This window comes from Sulfitobacter geojensis, from assembly GCF_000622325.1.
Lineage (GTDB): Bacteria > Pseudomonadota > Alphaproteobacteria > Rhodobacterales > Rhodobacteraceae > Sulfitobacter > Sulfitobacter geojensis.
Genome location: NZ_JASE01000005.1, coordinates 1,990,386 through 2,009,553, shown reverse-complemented (window position 1 = coordinate 2,009,553; position 19,168 = coordinate 1,990,386). Strand labels below are relative to the sequence as shown.

At 58.0% G+C, this 19,168-nt stretch carries 13 protein-coding genes; 4 read left to right on the top strand and 9 right to left on the bottom strand.

The window, feature by feature from the left end:
* Positions 1–57: 57 nt before the first annotated feature.
* Positions 58–954, bottom strand: a complete 897-nt coding sequence (locus Z947_RS0111740; RefSeq protein WP_025044499.1) for a LysR family transcriptional regulator — start codon at positions 952–954, stop codon at positions 58–60.
* 143 nt (positions 955–1,097) lie between these two features.
* Here Z947_RS0111740 and Z947_RS0111735 point away from each other — a divergent pair, with 143 nt between their 5' ends.
* The 4 genes from Z947_RS0111735 (at position 1,098) to mmsB (ending at position 5,843) form a co-directional block, all read left to right on the top strand.
* Positions 1,098–2,597 (top strand): CoA-acylating methylmalonate-semialdehyde dehydrogenase, encoded by a 1,500-nt coding sequence (locus Z947_RS0111735; protein WP_025044498.1) that lies wholly within the window; start codon positions 1,098–1,100, stop codon positions 2,595–2,597.
* Positions 2,598–2,778: 181 nt separating this feature from the next.
* Positions 2,779–3,921 (top strand): acyl-CoA dehydrogenase family protein, encoded by a 1,143-nt coding sequence (locus Z947_RS0111730; RefSeq protein WP_025044497.1) that lies wholly within the window; start codon positions 2,779–2,781, stop codon positions 3,919–3,921.
* Positions 3,918–4,949 carry an enoyl-CoA hydratase/isomerase family protein gene (locus tag Z947_RS22370; protein ID WP_025044496.1) on the top strand — a complete coding sequence of 344 codons (1,032 nt, stop codon included), beginning with the start codon at positions 3,918–3,920 and terminating at the stop codon, positions 4,947–4,949. Before Z947_RS0111730 ends, Z947_RS22370 begins: the two co-directional genes overlap by 4 nt.
* 9 nt (positions 4,950–4,958) lie before the next feature.
* Complete coding sequence (gene mmsB, locus Z947_RS22365; RefSeq protein WP_025044495.1) at positions 4,959–5,843, top strand: 3-hydroxyisobutyrate dehydrogenase; 885 nt, start codon at positions 4,959–4,961, stop codon at positions 5,841–5,843.
* 246 nt (positions 5,844–6,089) lie between these two features.
* On the opposite strand, the gene uvrA is transcribed toward mmsB, so the two are convergent.
* The 8 genes from uvrA to Z947_RS0111680 form a co-directional block, all read right to left on the bottom strand.
* Positions 6,090–8,951 carry an excinuclease ABC subunit UvrA gene (gene uvrA, locus Z947_RS0111715; RefSeq protein ID WP_025044494.1) on the bottom strand — a complete coding sequence of 954 codons (2,862 nt, stop codon included), beginning with the start codon at positions 8,949–8,951 and terminating at the stop codon, positions 6,090–6,092.
* A 66-nt stretch (positions 8,952–9,017) separates the two neighbouring features.
* A complete protein-coding gene (locus tag Z947_RS0111710; protein WP_025044493.1) occupies positions 9,018–10,190 on the bottom strand; it encodes an MFS transporter in 1,173 nt (390 codons plus the stop codon).
* 30 nt (positions 10,191–10,220) lie between these two features.
* Positions 10,221–10,784 carry a class I SAM-dependent methyltransferase gene (locus tag Z947_RS0111705; protein WP_025044492.1) on the bottom strand — a complete coding sequence of 188 codons (564 nt, stop codon included), beginning with the start codon at positions 10,782–10,784 and terminating at the stop codon, positions 10,221–10,223.
* A gap of 290 nt (positions 10,785–11,074) precedes the next feature.
* Entirely contained in the window at positions 11,075–12,469 is a 1,395-nt protein-coding gene (gene lpdA / locus Z947_RS0111700; RefSeq protein WP_025044491.1) for a dihydrolipoyl dehydrogenase, read from the bottom strand.
* Positions 12,470–12,578: 109 nt separating this feature from the next.
* The gene (locus tag Z947_RS0111695) at positions 12,579–13,166 is read right to left on the bottom strand and encodes a DUF924 family protein (RefSeq protein WP_025044490.1); all 588 of its coding nucleotides are present in this window, start codon (positions 13,164–13,166) and stop codon (positions 12,579–12,581) included.
* A gap of 103 nt (positions 13,167–13,269) precedes the next feature.
* Positions 13,270–14,529: an MFS transporter gene (locus Z947_RS0111690; RefSeq protein WP_025044489.1), complete on the bottom strand. Its 1,260-nt coding sequence runs from the start codon at positions 14,527–14,529 to the stop codon at positions 13,270–13,272.
* Between the two features lie 106 nt (positions 14,530–14,635).
* Positions 14,636–15,691: a tRNA preQ1(34) S-adenosylmethionine ribosyltransferase-isomerase QueA gene (gene queA, locus Z947_RS0111685; protein ID WP_025044488.1), complete on the bottom strand. Its 1,056-nt coding sequence runs from the start codon at positions 15,689–15,691 to the stop codon at positions 14,636–14,638.
* Between the two features lie 9 nt (positions 15,692–15,700).
* Positions 15,701–19,075 carry a YhdP family protein gene (locus Z947_RS0111680; protein ID WP_025044487.1) on the bottom strand — a complete coding sequence of 1,125 codons (3,375 nt, stop codon included), beginning with the start codon at positions 19,073–19,075 and terminating at the stop codon, positions 15,701–15,703.
* Positions 19,076–19,168: the final 93 nt, after the last annotated feature.

The following is a 19,168-nucleotide window of genomic DNA, read 5'->3' as shown; positions in this document are numbered from 1 at the left end:
GTTTCTCCTGTTTGACCACCCACGGTATCCAAAGGTCCGCCAAAAACCCCTTGCGTGTCAAGCTTTTGCCTCCAGCAAAAGCACTTCATTGCGTAAAGCACTACTCAAGATATCCCCAAAGCGGCTCAGCCTGTGGTTCTTTTGATCATCGACGTGGCGGATCAGATAAAACGCCCGCTTCAACGATACTTCTTTCGTTAGGATACGCTGCACACCGGGCAAAAACGGCAACGCAAAATCATGCACTACCCCGACGCCTCCGCCCTGCTGGATCATATGCCCCTGCACCGACACCGAATTCGACCCCAAGGCGACCTGCCCCAGCCCTAGGTCCGCCAGATAGTCCAACTCGCGGTCAAAAATCATATCCGCAATATAGCCGACGATCCTGTGCTCTTTCAGGGCCGCGACGCTTTCGATTGGTCCATGTGCGGCAAGATACGCCCCCGACGCCGCGAGATGCAGATGATAGTCGCTGATCTTCTGTACGGTCAAACGCCCCGCCTCCGGTGCACTGACTGCGATTGCCATATCCGCCTCGCGCCGCGACAGGTTGAACACCCGCGGCAAGGCAACGATCTGGATATCCAATCCCGGATGGTCACCGGCAATGCGGGCACAAACCTGTGGCAACAGAAAATTCGCGCTGCCATCCGGTGCTCCGATGCGGATCTGCCCCGTCAACTGGTCGCTTTGCCCCCCCACATCCGCAGTCGCTTTGCGCATGGCTTGCTCGGCGAGTTCAGCCCGCTCCAACAGCTGCGCACCGGCTTCGGTCAAGGCATAGCCCTGCGGCGATTTCACAAACAACACCACCTCCAAGGCCTTTTCCAACCGCGCCACGCGTCTCCCCAACGTTGCCGGATCAAGGCGCACGAGCTTGCCCGCCCCCGACAGGCTTTGTTCGCGTGCGACGGCTAAAAACAACCGCAGATCGTCCCAATTATGCGCCATACTTTACCTTCATCTTGCCCCTAAACTCATCCATCGACACCGCGCAAATCCATTTTGCAAAAATGCAAGGCCACTTTGTCAAACTGCCCCTTCCCCGAACCTTTTTGCAAGACTACAGTAACGCCAACCCAGGAGGAAATCCCATGCAAGAACTGACCCACTACATCAATGGTGCCCATGTCAAAGGCACCTCAGGCCGTTTTGCCGACGTGATGAACCCCGCGACCGGCGAAGTGCAGGCGAAATGCCCGCTCGCCTCCAAGGAAGAGCTGGAACAGGCCGTTGCCGTTGCTGCAGCTGCACAGCCTGCGTGGGCTGCCACCAACCCGCAACGCCGCGCACGGGTGCTGATGAAGCTTGTTTCTCTGTTGAACCGCGACATGGACAAACTCGCCGAAGCCTTGTCCCGCGAGCACGGCAAAACCCTGCCCGACGCCGCCGGTGACGTACAGCGCGGCCTTGAAGTTGTGGAATATTGCATCGGTGCACCACAGCTTCTGAAAGGTGAATACACCGACAGCGCCGGTCCCGGCATCGACATGTACTCCATGCGTCAGGCGCTTGGCGTTACCGCAGGCATCACGCCGTTCAACTTCCCCGCTATGATCCCGATGTGGATGTTTGCCCCCGCCATCGCGTGTGGCAACGCCTTTATTCTCAAGCCGTCCGAACGTGATCCTTCCGTGCCTTTGATGCTGGCCGAACTGGCCGAAGAAGCGGGCCTGCCCAAGGGTATTTTGCAAGTCGTTAACGGCGACAAAGAAGCGGTTGATGCGATCCTGTACAATGACACGATCCAGTCGGTCGGTTTTGTCGGTTCTACCCCCATCGCCGAATATATCTACGGCACAGGCTGTGCGCAGGGCAAACGCGTACAGTGTTTCGGTGGCGCGAAAAACCACATGATCATCATGCCCGACGCCGACATGGCGCAGGCCGCTGACGCCTTGATCGGCGCAGGTTACGGTGCTGCGGGCGAACGCTGTATGGCGATTTCGGTGGCCGTCCCTGTGGGCGATGAGACAGCTGACAAGCTGATCAAAGAGCTGGTTCCACGCATCGAAAACCTGAAAGTCGGCCCATATACCTCCGGCAATGACGTGGATTACGGCCCCGTTGTCACCGCAGCGGCCAAGGCCAATATCGAACGTCTGGTGCAAACCGGCATTGATCAAGGCGCCGAACTGGTGGTCGACGGACGTGACTTCAAACTGCAAGGCTATGAAGACGGCTATTTCATCGGGCCGCACCTGTTTGACCGCGCAACCAAGGACATGGACATCTACAAACACGAGATCTTCGGTCCCGTTTTGACCTGTGTACGTGCCCAAAGCTATGAAGAAGCGATCGGCCTTGCGATGGACCATGAATACGGCAACGGCACCGCAATCTTTACCCGTGACGGCGATGCGGCCCGTGATTTCGCCAACCGGATCAACGTGGGCATGGTCGGGATCAACGTTCCGATCCCTGTGCCGCTGGCATATCACACCTTTGGCGGTTGGAAGAAATCGGTGTTTGGCGATTTGAACCAGCACGGACCGGATTCTTTCAAGTTCTATACCCGTACCAAGACTGTGACTGCACGCTGGCCCTCGGGCATCAAAGAAGGCGGCGAATTCTCAATTCCGGTCATGGAATAAGAATCGTGGGGTGGGTTTGTCGCCCACCCTTCCTTCACCTCACCGATGTTGCAGAATGCGTAAAATGCGGGACCGGTTTTATTCGAAAGATGAAACCAAATTCGCGCAGTTCTGCCCCTCTTGCAAAACTTCTGCAAACATTGGAATTTAACACTCGTTCATTAAACCAGCGGAGCGCATCATGGATTTTGCACTGAGTGACGAACAAACCGCGATTTTTGACATGGCCTATGCTTTTGGCCAGGAAAACATCGCCCCTTTTGCCCAGCAGTGGGAAAAGGATGAAACCATTCCCAAAGATCTGTGGCCGCAGATTGCAGAACTGGGTTTCGGCGGGCTTTATGTTTCCGAAGAATCCGGCGGTTCCGATCTCAGCAGGCTTGATGCGACATTGGTGTTCGAAGCACTTTCTATGGCCTGCCCCTCCGTTGCGGCGTTTCTGTCCATTCACAACATGTGCGCCAAGATGTTGGACAGTTTCGCGGATGACGCATTGAAATCGCGCATCATGGCGGATGTCCTGTCGATGAAGACCGTGCTGAGCTATTGCCTGACCGAACCTGGTTCCGGCTCCGATGCTGCCGCATTGAAGGCAAAGGCCACGCGCACGAATGAAGGTTACACGCTCAACGGGACCAAAGCCTTTATCTCGGGGGGCGGATATTCGGACGCCTATGTCTGCATGGTGCGCACCTCGGATGACGGGGCCGCGGGTGTTTCCACAGTCTACGTCGAAGACGGCACCGAGGGTCTGTCCTTTGGTGGGTTAGAGGATAAAATGGGCTGGCGCAGTCAACCGACGGCTCAAGTGCAGTTTGACAATTGCAACATTTCGGCCGGAAATCTGGTTGGTGAAGAAGGCAAAGGTTTCAAATATGCGATGATGGGCCTTGATGGCGGGCGTTTGAACATTTCTGCCTGTTCCTTGGGGGCCGCGCAGACCGCTTTGAATAAAACACTGGAATACATGGGCGAGCGCAAGGCCTTTGGCAAACCAATTGACCAGTTTCAGGGGCTGCAGTTCCGCCTTGCGGACATGGAAATCGAACTTCAGGCGGCGCGTACATTCCTGCGCCACGCAGCGTGGAAACTGGATACCGGTGCACCGGATGCGACCAAATTCTGCGCCATGGCCAAAAAGTTCGTTACCGAAACCGGCAGCAAGGTTGTGGATCAATGCCTGCAATTGCACGGCGGCTATGGCTATCTTGCGGATTACGGCATCGAAAAACTGGTGCGTGATTTGCGGGTACATCAGATCCTCGAAGGCACCAATGAAATCATGCGCGTTATCGTGTCTCGTGACATGCTGAAAAACAGATGAGCGATATTGATATCCGCATTGAAGGGCGCGCGGGGCGGATCACCTTGAACCGCCCCAAAGCCTTGAACGCATTGACCTATGACATGTGTCTCGCCATGGAAGCGGCTTTTGATCGCTGGCGCGAGGATGATGCGGTTCATCTGATCATTTTGGACGCGATCGGCGAGCGCGCATTTTGTGCGGGCGGCGATATCGCGGACCTTTATCAACAGGGCATCGAAGGCAATTTTGCCTACGGACAGAAATTCTGGGCCGATGAATACCGGTTGAACCACAAGATTTTCACCTATCCCAAACCGGTGGTGTCATTCTTGCAAGGGTTCACCATGGGCGGCGGCGTTGGCGTGGGATGTCATGGATCGCACCGCATCGTCGGGGACAGCAGCCAGATTGCCATGCCCGAATGTGGTATCGGCCTTGTGCCCGATGTCGGCGGGTCTTTGATGCTGGCATTGGCACCGGGGCGCTTGGGCGAATACCTGGGCATAACAGCTGCGCGCATGGGGCCGGCAGACGCAATTTTCGCAGGTTTTGCAGACCATTACATGCCGGAGCTCAACTGGCCGGACATGATCGGACAACTGGCGCAAACCGGTGACCCCGATGTCATTACAAAGGCGGCACAGACGGCAAGTGGCGGCACGTTGGACAGCCAGCTTGATGAAATCAACGCGCTGTTCGCCGGTGAAAGCCTTTCTGATATCCTGATCACATTGCGCCACGCCTCCAGCACTTTTGCCAAAGAGGCGCTCAAGATGATCACGCGCACCTCGCCCCTTTCTGCGGCCTGTACTGTTGAAATGATGCACCGACTGCGCGGGTCCGCTTTGAGCATGGAAAAGGCGCTGGATCTGGAGTATCGTTTTACCTATCGCGCCTCCGAGCATGGTGATTTCCTTGAAGGAATCCGTGCCGCAATCATCGACAAAGACCGCGCGCCGAAATGGCAATATGCGGATGCGGACGTGCCCCTCGCGGCCGTCGCGAAAATGCTGCAACCCTTAGGGGCGCAGGCCCTCAAACTCTAGGAGATCCCCATGACCCCTCTTAAAATCGGATTTATCGGACTGGGCAATATGGGTGCCCCCATGGCCTGCAATCTGGCCGCAGCAGGCCACAGCGTTACCGGCTTTGACGTGGCGGGCACCACTGCCAAGGATGTCACCGTCGCCGCTGATATCTCCGGCGCTGTGCGCGATGCGGATGTTGTCATCACCATGTTGCCGAACGGGTCGATTTTACGACAAGTCGCCGCGCAGGCTTTCACCGATATGCAGGAGGGGGCACTGTTCATCGACTGCTCCACGGTGGATGTAGAAAGCGCGCGAAACACCGCAGAAGCCGCGGAAAAGGCAGGGCTTTTTGCTGTGGACGCCCCAGTCTCGGGTGGCATCGGCGGGGCATCGGGGGGCACTTTGACCTTTATGGCCGGCGGGACGGTCGACGGTTTTGCCAAGGCGTCCCCGCTGTTTGACATTATGGGCCAGAAGGCCGTCCACTGCGGCGAAGCCGGTGCCGGCCAAGCGGCAAAAATCTGCAACAACATGATCCTTGGGGCCACCATGATTGCCACCTGCGAAGCTTTCGCTCTGGCGGACAAGCTGGGCTTGGAGCGGCAGAAAATGTTTGATGTCGTCAGCACCTCGTCGGGGTATTCATGGTCCATGAACGCTTATTGCCCTGCCCCGGGTGTTGGCCCGACATCGCCTGCCGACAATAACTATACCCCGGGGTTCGCCGCGGAATTGATGCTGAAAGATCTTGGGCTGAGCCAGCAAGCCGCAGAAGCCGCCAATGCCGATACCCCGATGGGCGCGCTGGCGCTCGCGCTTTATCGACAGTTTGTGGAAGACGAAGATGGTAAGGGTCGCGACTTTTCCGCAATGTTGCCCCGCCTCGCTGCGCGCAATCGCGAAAGCTAAGCCGAAAATCACTATTTTGACGGAGGGTGGTGGGGCGGATCCGTTAGACGCACCGCCCCCTGCCAGGCGTGTTCCTGTCGGATTTGCCACACCGTTTGGCGAAGTCATCAAGCTGTGAAGGCGGATGATGATCTCTATTCATCACCCGACTTAGCCCGTCATTTCGCTGCGACTGCGTGATCAGAGCCGACCACATTCTCTGCCTTGCGGGCAAGCATTTCACCGCATGCGATTCCCCGCGACCGACTATTCGGCGGCGACTTTCGCGGCTTTTTCGAGCATCGGCTTAAGGTATCTGCCGGTATAGCTTTCGTCGACCGTGGCCACCTCTTCCGGCGTGCCCGTCGCAACAACGCGTCCCCCGCCGTCGCCGCCTTCGGGACCGATATCGATGATGTGATCTGCGGTTTTCACGACATCAAGATTATGCTCGATCACGATGACCGAATTGCCCTGATCCACCAATTCATGGAGCACTTCCAACAACTTGCGCACATCTTCGAAATGCAGACCGGTGGTCGGTTCATCCAGAATATACAAGGTGCGCCCCGTGGAGCGTTTGCTCAGCTCCTTGGACAGTTTTACCCGCTGCGCCTCACCGCCAGATAGGGTTGTCGCCTGCTGGCCGACCTTGATATACCCAAGCCCCACCCGCATCAGCGCGTCCATCTTTTCGCGGATCGACGGAACAGCGATAAAGAAGGTTTGCGCGTCCTCGACCGTCATGTCCAAGACATCGGCAATGGATTTACCTTTGAACCTGATTTCAAGGGTTTCGCGGTTGTAACGCGCACCTTTACAGGTTTCGCATTCCACATAAACATCCGGCAAAAAGTGCATTTCAATCTTGATCACACCGTCGCCCTGACAGGCCTCACAACGCCCGCCCTTGACGTTGAAACTGAACCGGCCCGGCTTGTACCCGCGCGCCTTCGCCTCGGGAAGGCCAGCAAACCAGTCGCGGATCGGCGTAAAGGCACCGGTATAGGTCGCGGGGTTCGAACGGGGCGTGCGCCCGATCGGGCGCTGGTCGATGTCGATGACCTTGTCTAGATGCTCAAGACCCTTGATCGTTTCACAAGGGGCCGGTGTCTGGCGCGCGCCGTTCAGGTTCATCGAGGCGGTCTTGAACAGCGTTTCGATGGTTAACGTCGATTTCCCGCCGCCGGAAACCCCTGTGACACAGACAAATTTGCCCAAGGGAAAATCCGCCGTCACGTTCTGCAGGTTGTTTCCTGTGGCTTTAACCACCTGAATTTTCTTCTTGTTTCCCTTGCGGCGCGTAGCAGGGATCGCAATTTCGCGCGCGCCAGTCAAATACTGACCGGTGATAGAATTCGGATCCGCCGCGATGGCGGCCGGCACCCCGTGGCTGACCACCTGGCCGCCATGAACACCCGCGCCTGGTCCGATGTCGAAAACATAATCCGCTTCGCGGATCGCTTCTTCGTCATGTTCGACCACAATCACGGTATTGCCCTGATCGCGCAGGTTCTTAAGCGTCAGCAAAAGGCGGTCATTGTCACGCTGATGCAGTCCGATGGACGGTTCATCGAGCACATACAGAACACCCGTCAAACCGGACCCGATTTGCGAGGCCAGCCTGATCCGCTGGCTTTCGCCGCCACTTAATGTACCACTTGAACGGGCCAGTGTAAGATATTCTAATCCAACGTTATTTAAAAATCCAAGGCGCTCGCGAATTTCCTTGAGAATAGCTTTGGCAATTTCGTTTTTCTGTTGCGTCAACTCGGCCGGAACACTTTCACACCACGCCAGTGCGTCGCGGATTGACATCTGCACAACCTGACCCGCATGCAGCCCCGCAATCTTGACGGCCAAGGCTTCGGGACGCAAACGGTAACCTTCGCAGGTGCCGCAAGGACGGTTGTTCTGATAGCGTTCGAATTCTTCGCGGATCCAGTTGCTGTCGGTCTCGCGATAGCGTCGTTCCATATTCGGAATGACGCCTTCGAACACGCGGCTGACTTCATAGACCCGCCCGCCCTCGTCGTAGCGGAACTGAATTTCTTCCTTGCCCGAACCGCGCAAGAAAACTTTTTGAACCTTCGGGTCCAGATCTTTCCATTTGGTGTTCTGGTTGAACCCGTAATGTTTGGCAATCGCTTCGATGGTCTGTTTGAAGTAAGGGCTTTTCCCCTTGCGCCACGGCGCCAGCGCACCATCATAAACCTTCAGGTTCTGATCCGGCACAACCAGACGTTCATCAAAAAACAGCTCTTTGCCCAAGCCGTCACAGGACGGGCATGCCCCGAAAGGCGCATTGAACGAGAACAGGCGTGGCTCGATCTCGGGAATGGTGAAACCACTGACCGGACAGGCAAATTTCTCTGAAAAGGTGGTGCGCTCGGGTTCGCCATCGGACGGTGCAGTTTCAAGAATGGCAATACCATCCGCAAGATCAAGGGCTGTGCGCAAACTGTCCGCCAGCCGCGTTTCCAGTCCCTCACGCACAACAATCCGGTCCACCACAACGTCGATGTCATGGCGAAACTTCTTGTCCAGCGTCGGCGGCTCGTCCAGCTCGTAGAATGCGCCGTTGACCTTCACCCGCTGAAAACCGGTTTTGCGCAGCTCAAGAAACTCCTTGCGGTATTCACCTTTACGGTCCCGCACAATCGGGGCCAGCAGATAGGCGCGCGTCCCCTCCTCCATCGTCATGATCCGGTCGACCATGTCTTGCACCTGCTGCGCCTCGATCGGCTTGCCGGTGGCTGGCGAATAGGGCGTGCCGACACGGGCAAACAGCAGGCGCATGTAGTCGTAAATTTCGGTAACAGTACCAACGGTAGAGCGCGGATTTTTCGAAGTGGTCTTTTGTTCGATCGAAATCGCCGGTGACAGGCCGGAAATATGGTCGACATCCGGTTTCTGCATCATGTCAAGAAATTGCCGCGCATAGGCGCTGAGCGATTCGACATAGCGACGCTGCCCTTCGGCATAGATCGTATCAAAGGCGAGCGACGATTTACCTGAGCCGGAAAGCCCTGTAATAACAACAAGTTGATCACGCGGAATGTCCACGTCTATGTTTTTCAGATTATGTTCGCGCGCGCCGCGCACTTCGATATTCTTTAGCTCAGCCATGACACACCCCTGTTAACACTCCAGACATAGGGGGCCGTGCATGATATTCCAATGGAAAAAAGAGAACTAAAGGAGAACGCGCTGTGATCGGCGCAGAAACCCGAGCAGCAGGTGGATACCAAAGCCCATGCCAAGCACAACTGCCACAAGTAGCGGTAGCGCCTGATAGCCTGCGCTGGCAATCGCCATGGCAATCACCGGCGTCCCCAGCGTATTGCCGATGTTTCCCATTTGCGCCATGGCACCGTTGGCCCGCGCTTGTGTCGCCGCGGTGCTGTTCAATTGTGGAACTGCGGCGAAACTGGCCCCCTGTACCAGCCCCAATCCCGCAGCGAGTGCGATACAGGCCAATGGCAACGCAGGCATCGCCCAAAGCCAGATCATGCACAAAGCGCTCAGGGCAAACCCGAGTTCAACAACCCGCACTGCTGGCACAACACGCAACAGGGCAACGCCAACGGTCATGGAAATCGCAATGCTGGTCAGCGGCATTGCCGTCATTACCAACGCACGGATCGCCGGATCAAGAAAAGGCGGCAGCAGCGTCAGCACTGACACAAAGCTGAAAGTGTAAAACAGCCAACCGGCAGCTGGGGCCGCGATAAAAGGCGAACGGTAAATTGTCACGTGATCGCGCAGGATTTGCGACAAGGACAACACCGGTTGTGGCCCCTCATCCGGCAAGGCACGCAGTCGTATACGCAGCAGGATCGCAAAAATCGCCATATAAACGGCATGGACCACAAACAGCGCTGGCACCCCCCAATGATGGGCCAGCGGATGACCGGCAAAGGCCAGAACCGCAAAGGCCACTCCAAAAAACGTACCCCATAAGGTCAAAGCCAGCCCGCGGTCCTGAGGTGCACAAAGCTGCGCGATCAACGTCGGGGCCGCGACAACAATGGCAAGGTGCGACGCACCCTCGACAACACGGCTTAGTAACATCCAAGGCAAAGGCGGCAGGCTCGCCTGAAATAGCGATACCGCTGCCCCGATCCAAAGCGCAGTAAGCATCGCGCGGCGATACCTGATGCGGGCAACCACCACCCCCGCGACCACCCCAAACAGAATCCCGACGCAGCCAACCAGCGACACGACCCAGCCAAGCGCCGGACCCGCGTCTGGATAGATCTGCGGCAAAAGATCAAAGATCACAGAAATCTTGCCATATTGCGCGGCTGCGCCCAGCCCCGCGCCCCACAGCAACAGGATCAACGGCCAAGAGCTGCGCTCAGCCATACTGCACAGAATGAAGCAGCTTATCACACATCAGATTTTCTGCGCCAAAGCCCATGCACAAACCGGCATGTCGGGATCATTCTTGATATCATCCGTCTCAGGATCATGCACCGGCGGCCAGATCTCCTCCAGGTTGCGCCGTGCCACATGCCGGTTGCCCCATTGCTCTGCATGAATGGCATCTTCATCGAACCCGCCCTCAACCAGCAGGTTTTTCAGCCCCCGCGCCGACCAACGCGAACAATCCTGCGGTGCAGCATGCAGCGGCGCAAAGAACGGCACAGCCACCCAAAAATATCCTCCCGGACGCAACATCGCATAAACATTGCGGGTGGCCGCATAAGGCCGGTCAAGATGCTCCCAGACCTGGTTGGCAAGGATCAAATCAAACTGAACCGGCGCGCCGGTGACCTCATCAACAAAGGGCGCGGCACAGACATCATATTTGGGATAGCGGAATTGCGCATAACTCTTGAATGCAAACCGCTGCCCCCATTTTCCAGAAATCTCTGCTACATCAAGACCTTGTGGACCAAGGGCATTGATCATTCGGCGGCTTGACGGCTGCATGACGACGCGATTGAGACTAACCATATCGCATCTATGACAGCGCTTCATCTGCCGGTCCAGCGCGTTATGCCCCCGCGATTCTGATCGGGGTCAAGGATCGCGCAGCGACCAATCTTTGATTGGCCCGTCCTTGACGCCGTTCAGACTCGCATCACCTTGGCACAGGCGCGTTCAGGGCAAACCTGCCCCTGAACCGCTTCTCAGCATTAGGATAAACCCATCGACACACCGCGACATCCGGAAATCTGCGATCTCCTTGCCGCATGGTTCCAAAAAAATAGCGTCGCGGCACAGCCGCGTCTGCCGGACCACGGTTACATATGGATCACGCGATCATAGGCATCGAGCACCGATTCATGCATCATCTCGCTCAAGGTCGGATGCGGGAAGACGGTGTTCATCAGGTCTTCTTCCGTGGTTTCCAACTGACGCCCGACAACATAGCCCTGAATGAGCTCCGTCACTTCCGCGCCGATCATATGCGCTCCCAGCAACTCGCCCGTCTTGGCGTCAAAGATCGTTTTGATCAGGCCGTTTTCTTCGCCCAAAGCGATAGCCTTGCCATTTCCGATGAAAGGAAAGCGCCCGACCTTAATCTCATAGCCAAGCTCCTTGGCCTTCGCCTCGGTATAACCGACACTCGCAACTTGCGGATGGCAATAGGTACAACCCGCAATGCTTTCGGGTTTAACCGGATGCGCATGTTTACCTGCGATCAAATCGGCAACCATCACCCCTTCGTGGCTGGCCTTATGAGCAAGCCAGGGTGCCCCTGCGATATCACCAATCGCATACAATCCATCCACGCCCGTACGGCAATATTCATCCGTGATCACATGGGTGCGGTCGATTTTCACGCCCAGCTCCTCAAGGCCGAGCCCCTCGACATTGCCAACGATCCCCACGGCGGAAATCACCGTGTCGAAATCCATGGTTTCGACCTTGCCGCCCACGTCGATATGCGCCGTCACAGTGTCGCCCTTGCGGTCCAGCTTTTTGACCATGGCCTTCTGCATGATCTTCATGCCCTGCTTCTCAAAAGATTTTTTGGCAAAGGCCGAAATCTCGGCGTCTTCAACAGGCAACACGCGGTCCATGACCTCGACGACAGTCGTATCCGCCCCCAGCGTATTGTAGAAACTGGCAAACTCGATTCCGATGGCACCGGACCCGATGACCAGCAGTTTCTTGGGCATATGTGCGGGTTGCAGTGCGTGTTTGTACGTCCAGACCAGCTTACCATCAGCTTCAAGGCCGGGCAGTTCGCGCGCACGCGCACCTGTGGCCAGCACGATGTTCTTTGCCGTCAGCTCTTCACCGCCCTTGTCCGTTTTGACCGACACCTTACCCTTGGCAGGGATAGTCGCTTCGCCCATGAACACGGTGACCTTGTTCTTTTTCATCAGATGGCCAATGCCCCCCGACAGTTGCCCCGCCACTTTGCGCGACCGTTTGACAACCGCATCAAGGTCATAGCCGATGCCGTCCGCCTTCAGGCCGAATTCCTTGGCACGGTGCATCAGGTGGAAAACTTCCGAAGAGCGCAACATCGCTTTGGTGGGGATACAGCCCCAGTTCAGGCAGATGCCCCCCAGATGTTCGCGTTCCACGATGGCGACCTTCATGCCCAATTGCGCGGCGCGGATCGCTGCAACATAGCCCCCCGGCCCCGCACCAATTACGATCAGATCAAAGGATTTCGCAGCCATGGTCGACACCTCGCAGGATGAGCGTTAACAATATAGTTTACCATTAAACTACATTCGCTCCTCCCACAACCGCGAGAATGACCACGCCCCATCTCTGGACAATCTGCGGCTAGGCGGCCTCTCGCTTGGCCTGAAGCGCGCGCACGGTGGCCCCATATCCGCCCTCGCCCACATAGGTCTGCTCGGCTGTTGTGCTGGTGCGCGACAATGCGTCATTGCGATAGGGAAAGCGGCCAAACAGGCGGATCACTTCGCGGTGGGCGCGCGCGTGCAACAGATTGCTTGCGCCCTCCTGCGGCATGCGTTCGCACATCAGCCGGACACATCGATCCTGATCACACAGGTTTTCGGAATGCATCAAAGGCAGGTAAAAAAACTGGCGCGCCGGTTCGTCAATCGACATGTCCCAGCTCCGCTCGATCGCCGATTTCGCAACTGCCAGCGACGCGCGGTCCGTCGCAAAGGCACGCCCCTGTCCGCGGAACATATTGCGCGGAAACTGGTCGGTCAGAATGATATAAGCCAAAGCCCCCGACGGGTAGGTCAACCAAAGCGAGAATTTCCCGTCGTTGGCGTCTTGCCATGCGCTCAGGAAGCGGTCGCGGATTTTTGCATCCAATGCATCGCTGGCTTCATACCAGCCCTTCGGGCCGATTTCGTCGAGCCAGAATTCAAGGATATCTTGTGGCGTTGTCATATCGCGTTCCTTTGACCTGATTGGTCCAACCTGTTCATCCTAATGGCAATTTTGCGCTACTGCCCATTCACAAATTGTATCAAACCCGACATCTTCCCCGCCATCACGGGGAATTTTCAGGTTCTTGCTCCGCTTCGATGGCAATTTCTTGCGCATATTCAACGGCAACGACCGTCGCCGAGGCGGTCAGGGCCACAAAATCACCGGTGTCTTCCACCGCGATCCCTGCCCGCTGGGTGGATCGGTAGGTCGCGTAAAACGCGAGGGCGATGAACAGCACCGCTGTGAAAAGATAGAACCCGCCTGGGCCAAGGGCCGTGCCCATCATCCAACCGGTGATCACCGGCCCCAGGATCGCGCCCAAGCCGTTGATAAACACCATTCCCCCAGATGCAGCGGCCATATCTTCATGTTCAAGAAAGTCGTTGGTATGCGCAATCAACAAGGAATACAGCGGGTTGGACATCCCCCCCACCACAAAGGCAGAGGCCAGCAGGATCGGAAAGATGTGGCCCAGAAACATGCCCACAAAAGACCCCAACGCCCCGACGACAGAAACAATCGCGATCAATGTACGCCGGTTCATCCGGTCGGAAATCCACCCGATGGGGTATTGCAGAACGACAGACCCCACAAAGAAGGTGGCCACAAACATCGAAATCTGCGCCACGCTCAGCCCCGCCTCGGCACCGTAAACCGACGCCATGCCGAATTGCGCCGAGAACACACCGCCCAACAGGAACATACCGACACAGCCCAAAGGCGAGAAATTGACCAGCTCGCGCAGGCTCATCGGTTTGGTGGTGTCAAAGGCCGGTGTCGGGCTGATCGACAAAAGGATCGGTGTAACCGCGATGCTCACCAGAACCGACGGGATCACAAACAGGATAAAGCCCGACGGGTCCGCCGTCAGCAACAGCGCTTGTGCAATCACAATGCCCAAAGTCTGTACAATCATGTAAAGCGACAGTGCCTGTCCGCGATTGGAATTGTCCGCCGCATTGTTCAGCCAGCTTTCCGCCGTCACATAAACCGCCGAGAAACAGAAACCGATCAGGATGCGGCCCAGTGACCAGATCACGATGTTGGGGAATGTCGGATAAAGGATCATCACCGCAGAAATCAGGGAGGCGAGTGCCGCAAAAACCCGAACGTGGCCCACCCGGCGGATCATACCGGGTGCCATGCGCGACCCGCCCAGAAACCCCACGAAATAACATGACATCACGATCGACATCTCAAACGTGGAAAACCCTTCGAGCGCGCCGCGAATACCCAGCAACGTGCCTTGCATGCCGTTGCCGACCATCAACAGGCCCATACCAAGTAGCAGCGCCCACGCGCTTGAGAGAACCTGTATCATGTTGAACGAACTTTCCTGTTACGAGGCCTCACTGAACGCCGAGGTCCTGCGGGGCACTTCTATCTGCGACACGAAATGCCGCAATCGCGGCTTTGCCACATTAAAGTTAAGGCTTTGGCGGTAACAAAAGCGAGGCATCGCCGTAAGAAAAGAACCTGTAGCCCTGTGTTACCGCATGGGCATAGATCGTTTTGATCTGTTCCGTGCCCATCAGTGCCGAGACCAACATCATCAATGTTGATTTCGGCAAGTGGAAATTTGTCATCAGGGCATCCGCCACATTGAAGGTGAACCCCGGCGTAATGAAAATATCGGTATCGCCCTCCCACGCTGTGATCCGGCCCGCACGTCCAGCCGTTTCAATCAGACGCAAAGCAGTGGTGCCAACCGGTATGACCCGCCCGCCCGCCGCTTTGGTTTCAGCGATCTCATCTGCTGCCGCCGCGCTCACACTGCCCCATTCGGCGTGCATTTTATGCTCGGCAATATCGTCGACCTTGACCGGCAGAAAGGTACCCGCCCCGACGTGCAACGTGACATAGGTAAAGGTAACGCCCATGTCCTGCAGCTGCGCCAAAAGCGCTTCGTCGAAATGCAAGGACGCCGTCGGCGCGGCCACCGCCCCCGCGTGTTTGGCCCAAACCGTTTGATAATCGGTCTTGTCCTGCGCATCTGCTGGCCGCTTGGCTGCGATATAGGGTGGCAGGGGCATGGCGCCGGCGGCGTTCAGGGCCGCATCGAAATCAGGGCCTGTGCAATTGAACTGCAAATGGCCCTGCCCGTCCTGTGTGTCTTGCAATGTCGCGCTTAAATCGGGGCTAAAGGTGACCACCTCACCGATTTTCAATTTGCGCAGCGGTTTGATCAACGCCGACCATGTGCCATCGCCGCGCGGCTCCAGCAGGGTCACCTCGATCTTGGCTTCAACGCGGCCCTGCGAACTGTCGCGCACGCGGACCCCGAAAAGCCGCGCAGGAATGACGCGTGTGTCATTCAACACCAACCGGTCCCCAGCCCGCAGCCATGTGGTGAGATCAGTGACCCGCTGGTCATGGATCGCGTCACCTTCTGCCACCAACAAACGCGCCGATGTGCGCGGCACCGCAGGGCGGGTCGCGATCAGCGTTTCGGGCAGGTCAAAATCAAAATCAGACAGTTTCATGGCCGCGCCTTATCGCCCTTCGAAGCGACGATCAACGGGTCTTTGTTGTGTGGGTGCGGGTGGTGGCAATGTGCTGCCTGTCCCCCCCTCAACGGCAGGTAAATCGGGTGCCGGTGCGCGAAAGATCTCGCGAAACATTGCCGGCGTCAGGGCAGACAGCGGATTCACACCGACCTTGGGGTCTTTCGCCGATCCGCTAAGCGTATAATTGAACCCGATCAGACCCTCGCCTTTGCGGGTGAACAGCGACCCGATGCCATTCAGCAAATACACTGGCGAAATCACCCCCTGCATCGCAATCTGCCCGGTATCCAACGCATATGTACCATCCATGGACAGACCCATCGACGCGCCCACGGCGCTGGCTTCGGTCAGGGTCAGGCGGTTGGGCGTCAGGCGGAAACTGCCCTCGACATCCTCAAAATAAATACCGTCACCGTTCAATTCATTGACCAACCCCACAACCGAAACGGCGTTCAGCAGCGCGGCAATCCCCGGCGCATCCTTGATGGCGACCCCGCCGATTTCCAGCTTGCCGTCAAAAGCACCGCCCGATCCCACCGGCAACAGCACCAGCGACAGGGAGCCGCCGACGACCTGTTTCAACAATCCAGCCGCGCGCAGCACCCGCCCCGCATCCGCCGAAAGCAGGCGTACCGCGCTGCGCCCCGCCTGCGGCACCAAGCGCCCTTCGACCGGCGCATCGCCGTTGAGCAAAGCCTTGAACGCACCATCCAGCCCCTTGCGCGTATCGAACCGCCCTTGCAGGCCGGTCAATGCGATGGTGTCGGTGATTTGCAACCGGTCCAACCCCACTTCCATCGGCGGGGCGGCAGGATCAGGCGGGGCGGATCCGAAGGTCGCGCGGCGCAGATCGAGCGTCCCCCCGCGCAACACCACTTGAACCGGACGTCCGGCCCCGCGCCCGACCAGATCCAGCGGGACATCCAGCCAGTTCCCCACCTTGAGCCGGTCAAACTGCACACGCTCAAGCGAGCGGTCACTGTTAAAACGCACCCCACCCGAGGCCGACAGTCCCGGCGCTGAAATCTCAAGCGTTTCCACCACCGGCACGGGGGAAAGTGTCACGGCCACGTCCAGCTTGCCCGCTTGGGACGCGGGTTTGCGCCACGACACTTGCGGCACCGCGACCCCCAGCCCCACCAGATTTGACTGCAAACGCAACTTGGGCGCGCTGCCACGCTTCAAGGTCACTTCAATCTTGCCCACACCGCGGCCGGTCACCGATCCATCCGGCAGTTTGACACCGAATGCATCCAGGGCCTTGGGCGTCAGGGCGATGTCACCGGTCAAAAGGGCCGGTGCTGCGTCCGGCCCTACCGGTTGTCTAAGCACCGCGTCAAAAGGAACCCCGTCCATCTGCCCCTTGCCCGTCAGGGAAAACCCGTCGTTCTGCGCAAAAAGCGTGAGCTTTGGTGCGGTAATCGTACGGTCCTTGACCAGAACCTGTGAGCGCATGTCGAAAAGATCGCCCTGCACGTGATAGCTGACCTTGGGTCGGGAGCCCCGTTTCAACGACAGTGCCAAAGTGCCCGTCAGCGCCGCCCGACCCTCCGCCAGCTTGACCGGCAATTTGGCTTTGTCCATCACCGACAGGGGCGGCATGTTCAGCAACGACAAGGCCGCCGTGATGCTGGAGCGCGCGTCAATCCGCACGATAGACGGGGTGCCGTCCTTGGCCAGAATATCGGGGATGATAAAGGACGATCCGGTCATGCTGATCGCCCCGCCTTCCGGCGGCATCAGCGTGCCAGCGTCCAACGACACTACGAGCCGGTTGTCTGCCAGTGTCACATGGCCGCGCCCGTCGTTGACCATGGGCAGGGTTTTAGCAAAGCGCACGGTAGCATCCGCATAATCGAACGCCAGATAGGTATGCGGCGTTGATTGCGGCGCGCGGCGCACGGCCACGTCGATATTGCTAAGCGACCCGGACCGCAGATTATCCGCCAGCCACTTGCGGGTCCCTGCCGCCGCGCGCTCGGGCCAAAGCGCCAGCAAGCGGTCCGGCTCCAACCCGTCCATGCGCGCATCCAGCGCAACCTGCCAGCCATCCTCTTGCGCAGATATGCTGCCGTCTACCAATGCCGTCTTGCCCTGATCCGTGATCTGCGCGCGGCCCAGTGTCATGCGAAACGGATCAAGCTCCAGCCGGAAATCAAGGTCAACGCCGGCCAGCGCGACCGGAGTTTCATACAGATCGCTGGGATTGGCCCGCAGGCCGCTGAGCCGGATTTGGCCCACCAGATCGTCCAACGCCCCGCTGTCACCATCAAGGTTAAGCGCAGCGGTCCCGGTGGCCTGACCGGTGATCCATTTGCTGCGCACGGATAATTCATCAAAACGCAGCAGCTTTTCGTCGGGGTTATAGCTGAAATAGCTGCGCGCGCCGTCAAAGGGGATCGGGTCGGTCCCTTCGTTGGGCTGCACCACGCCCGCCCCGATTTGCAAGGTTGCGGCCCATGGGGTGAAGCGGCCATCGGCGTTCAAACCCGCCCGCACCGATCCCGAAATCGGCGCCTTGAGCACGCCAAGCCAGGCAAGTGCGGGATCCTGAACCGCGATGTCCTGTGCGCCGACCCCGTCAAAGGCGACACCGAATTCGGCTGCGGTTTCTCCGATGCGGCTGGTATAATTCGCCTCAAGCGTGGCCACCCCGGTGCCGCCGGTCAGCACCGCGAGATCCGCGTTCAACCGCATTGTGTCACCGTCCCGTCCAAGACGCAGTCGCCCCCCGTCCATGGTCCAGACGCGCCCCGATCGCGCATCCTCGAACCGCAGGGTTAGCGCGCGCAGATCAACATCGCGGAGGTTTCTTAATGCAGGGCTCAGCAGCACGTCATCTACCTGCCCGATCAGTTCCGGCAAGGTCGCCGCCTGTCGCTCGGCCCCGAAGCCACTTAGGCCGGTCTGCACCGAAACGCGGCCGTCCTTGTCTCGGCGCAAGCGGGCGACGATACCGCTTAAAGCGATGTCTTTCGGGTAGGCCTGTCCCCTGATCAACCGGCGGGTGGAAAAGGTGGCTTTAAATTCATGAAAGCGGATCAACTCTTCGCCGGTGACCGCATAGACCGCGACGTTGCGCAACCGCACACGCGGTCGCCAGCCCTGATCCATCAGGAAGGCCATCTCCCCGAAACGCACACGGGTTTGCGGCAGGACCTCGGCGATCCGCGCCTCGATCATGGTGCGCGCCCAAACCGGCGCGGTCACCGGATTGCTTTTAAGGTACAACACCACCCCGCCCGCCGCCAGAACCACAACCGTTACGAGCCCGAGCGTCCAGTTCAACAGCCACATTACCCCGCGGCCCAACAGGCGCTTGCGGGGTTTTGCAACAAATGGGGTGGCAGGTTCGCTCATCGGTGTCCGATTTCTGGGTCGCGGGCTTGGCACTGGCGCGTATCGCACTACTATGTCAGGCCACCGAAGCGCTTCCAAGTGAAAGAGACACAG